Here is an 8,056-nt window from a genome sequence, read left to right on the forward strand (position 1 = left end):
CCGAACAGAGAAGTTAAGCCCAGAACCGCCGATGATACTTGGATCAAACCTGGTAAAGTAGGTAGCCGCCACAATAACATTTAAAGACCATCTCACAAGGAGGGTCTTTTTTTGTGCTTAAGCGCCATGTTTAGGGTGTCCTGCCCTCAAAAGTACCGATTTCAAAGATCCTTTTCGGATTAGCTTTTTTGACCAAATTGCTAATGACCTTCAATTCGAATTCTGTCGTATGCCCAAACCCACATTCATATACGCCTTCGTAAACAGCCGAATCATTACTGAATAACTCAAACACATCGGTTTTGGGAATAATTTATGGATCGACCGGCGTATGGTTGGCTGACTGCTTGTTAAGGTATACGTGATAAAGAGACAGCAGTGAGGTTCGTCGATCAGATCTAGTCATTCCCACCGTGAGCGTACTACCAACGACGTAAGACGCCCGCATACAACCGAAAGTCATCCATTAAGTCTTTCGTATGAGGAAAATTTGAGTTTGAAAAATCTTGAAAGAAATCTGACAAGCAGCGTTTTAAGTAAAAAGCCAAAGCCTGCGGCTTTTTAATTAGTGCTAACATCAGAATTATGGAGATTGCTTCGGTCAATGTAACAGCAAGTAAGAAGGAAGTGGGCAATGTCAGAAGACTTGCTTCAATGGATGCGCTCCGCGGCTTTGACATGCTTATGATTTCCGGGGGCGGTGCTTTTATTTTTCTGTTGGGTGGTAAAACGGGTATTAATGCCGTAGACGCAATTTCAGCGCAATTCATACATCCTGAATGGCACGGATTTGCATTCTATGATTTTATCTTTCCCTTGTTCCTGTTTCTAGCCGGCACATCGCTGGCGTTTAGTGTAACGGGAGCACTAGCAAAAGGAATCTCGCAGTCGGAAATTTTAAGAAAGACATTCAAACGAATGTTGATATTGATCGCGCTTGGTATCCTCGATAAAAACGCCCCGATTGATTTATTTGATCCCACGCAGATTCGCTATGGAAGTGTTTTAGGAAGGATAGGCCTGGCCACATTCATTGGGGCTATTCTTTACCTGAATTTCTCTTTTACCAGTAGAATTTGGATTGCAATCTCGACGCTTATCCTGTATTACCTGGCGTTGATATTCATTCCGGTGCCCGGTTACGGCGCAGGAGACCTTTCGTTTGAGGGCAATCTTGTTGGCTGGTTTGACCGGAATTTTATGCCTGGCAAGCTGAAACAGGGCACGTATGATGAGCTTGCACTACTGACACAGTTTCCATCTATTTGTCTGACGCTATTCGGGACTATTGCTGGTGACATCCTGCTGCGCAGCCACGTTGCCATAACCAAGCTCATGCAGCTTTTCTTCTTCGGAATGGTGGGGATTGTCTCCGGCTTAATTTGGAATTTAGTTTTTCCAATCAACAAACATCTTTGGTCCAGCTCATTCATCATGCTTACCTCCGGAATGGCTTTCACATTACTGGCTATTTTTTACTGGATCATAGATGTGAAAGGCTATAAAAAGTGGGCCTTTTTCTTCCAGGTGATAGGAATGAACTCTCTTGTAATTTATCTGGCAGTCCGGTTTATCGACTTCAATGCATCCTCGAAACTTCTCTTTGAAGGGTTTTATAAGTATTCTCCCGAAAAATGGCACGAAGTATTTAATGCATTAGGAGGGTTTGTGATCGTCTGGTTTTTCCTCTATTTTCTTTACAAAAATAAAATCTTTGTGAAAGTCTAATCAGCAAGCGAGGCGCTTTTGCCAAGATATTTACCGTATTTCTTAGCTTCTGTGGCAATAGACTTAATTTTAGCCTTACTAGCTTTTTCAAAAGGCATAGCTTCAATCAAAATCTTGTCCTTTTTCAAAATTCGTTTCCAAAGCCCTATCACTTTCCCGTCCGAGACAATGGTGGGCATGAACATTCCGTTGTTTCCAGGAACGATTCTACCTGCATATTGAGCTGCCAAAATCGGCGTCCTATCCGTGTAGCCCAGCATATACTCATCAAAACCTGGTAGTAAGAATGTTGAAGAGATGGAGCTCTTTTCCGGATGCTCAGCTCCTGTCCAATAAGTTCTTCCTTCGCACTCAATCATTTCAAGAGCCGAGGAAACTGAATTTAAACCTGCTCGTGCATCGGAAATCTTCAATCCAGACCACCAGACAAAATCATGAAGCGTAGCTGGCCCATGGCTTCTGAAATAGCGCAATGCCAGTTCTGCCAATGCTTCGTTGGCTTCCAGATGCTTGGAATCAGGAACCCAGTCGTCCAGCAGCACATATGTTGGTTGCTTTTCATTGTGGACACCGTGGCATAAAACCTGCTTTTGAGCAAGATAATTGATAATATGCATGCCGCGCTGATTTACCGTTGCAATGCCTGCGTGCTCCAAAATGGCGTAAACTTCGCTCCGCATCAGCTGCTTTCCGCCTTCTAATGCATTAGACAGCAGTTCCTCGCTTCTTTTAAATGTTACGTCGTCTAATTCCAATTGCCGGTGCCGACCGGCTGATCCTGCAATTATCCGGGGCGTCAATAATTTGAGCAACCACCTTACATCATCAGCAGCGACGAAGTGCAATGTTCCCCGCATAGGCCACGTCCTGACGATCGCCTTCCGCGCAATGGCATTATCAATGTCTGATTCCGTACTTTTTGGCAGCCTCAAACCGAGTGACCATTTCGCGCCTGCATAGTCCTGCGCTTGTATAGCGCCCATCCACGCCACGACTTCCTGCGGTGTGCTCGACGGATTATGCGAGATTTGTTGATTGTAAAGGCGCAGTAATATGATTTCGTTGATGGTCATATTAAAGATATATTTCGGCCCACCGCAAATCTTCAGGTGTTGTAATTTTTATATTTTCATAAGCGCCGGGAATCAGGTGAATCGGATAGCCTGCGGCCTCCAAGACACTGGCGCAATCTGTAAACTGATCATTGTAATCGACTGCGAATGCTTGCTGCATCCAATCCAGGCGAAATGTCTGAGGGGTCTGAATCAGTTGAAATGCGGTTCTGTCCACAGCCAGATTTTTTCCGCCCTCTTCAACTTTTCTAATCGAATCTTTAAGCGGAACGCTGGTGACCGCGCTGCCTTGCTCAGCAGCTCTTGCGAAACCCGCAGCGATGATTTCCTTACTGATAACTGGCCTTACACCGTCATGTACTGCAACCAGTCCTTCATGGTCCCGAATGCTGTTAAGCCCGTTTTTTACAGATGCAAAACGGGAATCACCGCCGGCAACTAATGTGTAAGCAATTTGAAATGAATGTTCTTCACAAAGCTGTTTCCAGAATATCATCTGCTCAGCAGGAAGGACCAAAACGATTTGCAGTGCATCAGAATATTTTCTGAATGCGTGAATGGTATGCATCAGGATTGGCAGACCATTGATTTTCAAAAACTGTTTGGGAAGCTCGCTCTTCATGCGGCTTCCACTTCCTCCGGCAACTATAATGACATTTTCTTGCATAGCAGTCATAAAAAATGGTCATTTATGTATCAGGAAATCAAATCCTTGACCACAAATGACCATCTTGAATTTTTATTTAAACCTTAAATAATCAGCATCGCGTCGCCGTAGGTGAAAAATTTATATTTTTCTTTAATAGCAAGGTCGTAAGCCTTCATAACCAGATCAAAACCACCAAATGCACAAGCCGACATCAATAAGATTGACTCAGGAAGCTGAAAGTTAGATAGCAATGCAGTCGCGATTTTAAAATCGTAAGGAGGAAATACGAACCTGTCAGTCCAGCCTTCAACTGCTTTCAAATGTCCGCTCGCAGAAACAGAAGATTCCACTGCTTTTAATGAAGTCGTACCAACTGCGCAAATGCGTTTTTTGTTATCAATAGCCGCGTTGACAATGTCGGCACTGCTTTGTGTAATTCTATAATTTTCAGAATCTGTCTTGTGTTTCGTGAGATCTTCCACATCCACAGTCCGGAATGTGCCAAGCCCAACATGCAAGGTTACAGGCGCAAAATTGACACCTTTAATCTCCAAACGCTTCATGATCGCCTTCGTAAAGTGCATTCCAGCCGTAGGGGCTGCAACTGCGCCAACATGTTCAGCAAAAATTGTCTGAAAACGTTCTCTGTCCGATGTTTCAACTTTACGTCTGGAAATAATTTCCGGAGGAAGCGGCGTCTCACCTAATTCATCAACAAGTTTCATGAACGCGTCGTTGTCACCGTCGTAAAGAAAGCGGATCGTACGGCCACGTGAAGTTGTATTGTCGATCACCTCAGCAACCAGGTCGCTGTCCCCAAAATAAAGCTTGTTGCCAACACGGATTTTACGCGCAGGATCAACCAAAACATCCCAGAGACGCATTTCACGGTTTAGTTCGCGCAAAAGGAAAACTTCAATTTTTGCACCTGTTTTTTCCTTTTGACCAAACAGACGGGCCGGAAAAACTTTTGTATCATTAATGGCCATTACATCGCCGTCATCAAAATAGTTGATAAGGTCTGCAAAGGTTTTATGTTCTATTTCTCCTGTTTTACGATGAACAACCATAAGGCGGGATTCGCCGCGGTCGGAAGGATGAAGTGCAATTAAACTCTGGGGAAGATCAAACTTAAATTCGGATAGCTTCATAGCTGAATATTCTGTGAATTTCTTTAGTCGTGAGCCAAAAAAGGCAATAGTGTACTTCTTATGAAAGAAATGTTGAGGGCTGGATTACTTGCATAGTTATTCCAAATTCTGTAATTTTTATGCAATCCAACATTCCAAAAAATTAAGACCGCAAAAGTAGGCAATTTCCCGGGAAAATGCAAGAAAGGCGTCCGTTAAAGATTGTGCATGCGGCGGAGCTTCCAGAGAGAAGCTTTTTTATTTTCAGAAGCATTATTCAAGTCAGTATCAGACTGCGTTTTCTTTAACAGATGCGCACTGATGATGGCCGCTAGCAGGGCAGAGTCGCTGCTTATTTCCTCCGTCAGCATTTGAGGCTGGAAATGATTTATCACAAAGTTCGTATCAAAATTCCCCGATCTGAATGAGGGATGTCTCATCACAAATTTGCAGAAAGGCAGCGTGGTTTGCACGCCTGAAATCTGGTATTCGTCAATGGCCCGGATCATTTTCTGAATGGTTTCTTCACGGTCTGCACCGTAAGTGATGAGCTTCGCAATCATCGGGTCGTAATAGATGGGGATCTCCATCCCCTGTTCGAATCCATCATCAACCCTGACGCCATTCCCATCCGGCTTGATGTATGTATGTAATGTTCCCACGTCCGGAAGAAAATTGTTGGTGGCATCTTCGGCGTAAACGCGCACTTCGATGGCATGTCCTTTGATTGTCAGGTCGCTTTGTTTCAATACCAAAGGTTTTCCTTCCGCTATATATATCATTTGTTTTACCAAATCGACACCTGTAATCTGCTCTGTTACAGGATGTTCCACTTGCAGACGCGTGTTCATTTCCAGAAAATAAAAATTCCCCTGCTCATCCAGGATAAACTCAACCGTCCCGGCCCCATAATAGCCGCATGACCTGGCCACATCAATCGCACAGCGTCCCATTTCGGCCCTGGTTTCATTGACAATAGAAACGGAAGGGGCTTCCTCGATCACTTTCTGGTGCCTGCGCTGGATGGAACATTCTCGTTCAAATAAATGGATAATGTTGCCATGCTGATCACCCAGAACCTGAATTTCGATATGCTTGGGAGAAGTAATGTATTTTTCAATAAACACAGAGCCATCGCCAAAAGACGTTTGTGCTTCGCTAACGGCCCGGTCCATCTGTTCGTCAAAATCACTTTCGTTATCAACCACACGCATGCCTTTTCCACCGCCACCTGCGGAAGCTTTGATTAGGATAGGATAACCAATTTCCCGCGCTCTCTTTTTGGCTTCTATGCGATCGGTTATGGCCGTCTCGGTGCCAGGAACCATAGGAATGTTGTATTGGCTGGCTGCTTGCTTTGCGGCCAGCTTACTGCCCATGATCTCAATGGCTTCCGGCGATGGGCCGATGAAAATGATCCCTGCTTCTCTCACCATTTGAGCAAAGCTGGCATTTTCGGATAAAAAGCCGTAACCAGGATGCACGGCGTCGACATTAAGCTCTTTACAAACCTGAATGATTTTATCACCTCTCAAATATGATTCGGAAGAAGACGGAGGTCCAATGCAAACGGCTTCATCCGCATAACGCACGTGCGGAGACTTCCTGTCCGCCTCACTAAAAACGGCAACCGTCGCAATGTTCATTTCTCTCGCTGTACGCATGATGCGCAATGCAATCTCGCCACGATTGGCAACCAGTATTTTTTTGATTGATGACATTCAGATAGAAAGGATTATTGCAATCAATGATAGTAAGATAACAAAAGCATTCTTTAATGTGCATTACTCATGGAAGGGAAGTGCCGTCTTTTTACCGAAAAATAATTGATCTCAGCCGACAAATTTTTGGAGACATTTCACTAGTCAATTTCTCGATCAGTACATAGTAATTTGGCTTCCAGGCGACTGTTAAAAAACATTCAGTTGAGCCAGAACATTACCATGATTGTGCCTGCCTTCCGCTATTACGTACATCTGCTAGAAACCAGAAAAGGAGCCATTTTGGTATCCCTTACTTTATTCATCATGGTCTTGATGACGACATATCCGATCTTTCTGGAAAGTATGAATTCACCAGATCAATATGCGTATTTCTTCAACAAAATTGATGCTCCACTTGAAACAATATCCACGCCGCAACACACGCATGCAGCTAAGGGTGCTTTTAGGCTTACTATTCCGTTGATTGCCAAATTACTCGACCTTGGAATTAAGAAAGATGCGCGGAAGATTGTCTTCATGTTTATTATCCAATCCTGCCTATTGCTGCCATTCTTTTTTTTGCTGATCAGAATTCTCAAAAAGCATTTAAACAGCTCGCAAATACTACTTTTCATTCTTGGATGCGCCTTTGTCTATGTTAGTAAGGCGTTTTTTTGGGATGCTGATTTTTGGTTTGATGGCTTTGCGTATTTTTTCCTGTTGCTTGGAATGTATTTCCGTAATCGTGCGGGAATCTTTGTTGCGCTCACTTTTGCCTCCTGGACTGACGAACGTGCGTTCATTGCGTTGTCATCGGTCTATTTCTTTCACTTACTTCTTGAAAACAATTTTGATCTGAATCATTATCATCAGATTTTTAACGGAGATTTTTATAAAAAGCGATCGTTCATGCCCGTTCTAGCCGGGTGTTGCTATTTGCTGGTCAGGCTGTTTCTGGCAGCAAAATTTTCTTTGCAAACGCCCTATGGAGGAGGTGCAGGCGTCAGCATCACGATGATACCCGAGCAAATATCAAGCGGACCTGCCGGCATATTTCTCGCTTTTGAAGGTTTATGGCTTTTCTTATTGATATTGATCATTCATACCTGGAAACAACAGAAGTTCCTGGTCCTATGTATGTTCGCAGGGCTGGTTATACTTCATATCGCAGTTGCTTATAGTGTTTTTGACTTTACCCGCAGTCTGACCTATGCATTTCCGATCTTCATCATTGCGGTAATATATGTTGCGACAAACGTATCCCCGCCTACCAACCAAGTGTTTATGCTCGCTACACTGCTATGTATTTGTATTCCTACCGAATATTTCATTCGCGTCCCATATCAAATTCCATGGCTGATCTTTTCATTTGAAAAGCTCGGTTCTGCCTTACATTCCATTTTCATTACCCCGAATGTTTCTCTTTGAGGCTGTCTCAAAAGAGGCAGTCTTTTTTCGTTTTTATCGGTTGTAAAGTTTTTCTGAATTGATTATCTTTAGGTATAAGCAATTCAGAAAAAAATGGGTCGCCGCCAGCCTAATTTTAAGCCCTATCACCAGCAGCAGTTGATGCTGCTCCCTCCCAGTCTAGAAGAATTGATCCCCAAGGGGCATGTTGTGCGTGTGGTAGACGATGTGATCAATAAGATTAATTTAGAGCCGCTCAATGCTGCCTACTACCTCACCGGTCCTGCAAGTTATCATCCCCAAATGCTCTTAAAAGTGCTCGTATTTGGCTATATGAGCAACATCTATTCTAGCAGGAAGCTGGAA

General features: G+C 43.7%; 7 protein-coding genes. 3 read left to right on the top strand and 4 right to left on the bottom strand.

The window, feature by feature from the left end; genetic code table 11:
* The first annotated feature begins 585 nt into the window (after nt 1-585).
* Nucleotides 586-1,728 carry an acyltransferase family protein gene (locus tag G395_RS0126820; RefSeq protein WP_026632826.1) on the top strand — a complete coding sequence of 381 codons (1,143 nt, stop codon included), beginning with the start codon at nt 586-588 and terminating at the stop codon, nt 1,726-1,728.
* On the opposite strand, the gene G395_RS0126825 is transcribed toward G395_RS0126820, so the two are convergent.
* From G395_RS0126825 to G395_RS0126840, 4 genes are all read right to left on the bottom strand, one after another.
* A complete protein-coding gene (locus G395_RS0126825) occupies nt 1,725-2,801 on the bottom strand; it encodes a winged helix DNA-binding domain-containing protein (protein WP_026632827.1) in 1,077 nt (358 codons plus the stop codon). The two genes, G395_RS0126820 and G395_RS0126825, sit on opposite strands and share 4 nt — an antisense overlap.
* Nucleotide 2,802: 1 nt before the next feature.
* Nucleotides 2,803-3,468: a 2-C-methyl-D-erythritol 4-phosphate cytidylyltransferase gene (locus G395_RS0126830; protein WP_026632828.1), complete on the bottom strand. Its 666-nt coding sequence runs from the start codon at nt 3,466-3,468 to the stop codon at nt 2,803-2,805.
* 83 nt (nt 3,469-3,551) lie between these two features.
* Nucleotides 3,552-4,601 (bottom strand): tRNA preQ1(34) S-adenosylmethionine ribosyltransferase-isomerase QueA, encoded by a 1,050-nt coding sequence (gene queA, locus G395_RS0126835; RefSeq protein WP_026632829.1) that lies wholly within the window; start codon nt 4,599-4,601, stop codon nt 3,552-3,554.
* A gap of 194 nt (nt 4,602-4,795) precedes the next feature.
* The gene (locus tag G395_RS0126840) at nt 4,796-6,301 is read right to left on the bottom strand and encodes an acetyl-CoA carboxylase biotin carboxylase subunit (protein WP_026632830.1); all 1,506 of its coding nucleotides are present in this window, start codon (nt 6,299-6,301) and stop codon (nt 4,796-4,798) included.
* A gap of 204 nt (nt 6,302-6,505) precedes the next feature.
* Between G395_RS0126840 and G395_RS0126845 the strand changes: the two genes are divergently transcribed.
* Both G395_RS0126845 and G395_RS30690 read left to right on the top strand, forming a co-directional pair.
* Nucleotides 6,506-7,711 carry a hypothetical protein gene (locus G395_RS0126845; protein ID WP_169720102.1) on the top strand — a complete coding sequence of 402 codons (1,206 nt, stop codon included), beginning with the start codon at nt 6,506-6,508 and terminating at the stop codon, nt 7,709-7,711.
* A gap of 93 nt (nt 7,712-7,804) precedes the next feature.
* A partial coding sequence (locus G395_RS30690) for a transposase (RefSeq protein WP_035362037.1) occupies nt 7,805-8,056 on the top strand: 252 nt, incomplete at its 3' end.

The organism is Dyadobacter alkalitolerans DSM 23607 (assembly GCF_000428845.1).
Classification (GTDB): Bacteria; Bacteroidota; Bacteroidia; order Cytophagales; family Spirosomataceae; genus Dyadobacter; species Dyadobacter alkalitolerans.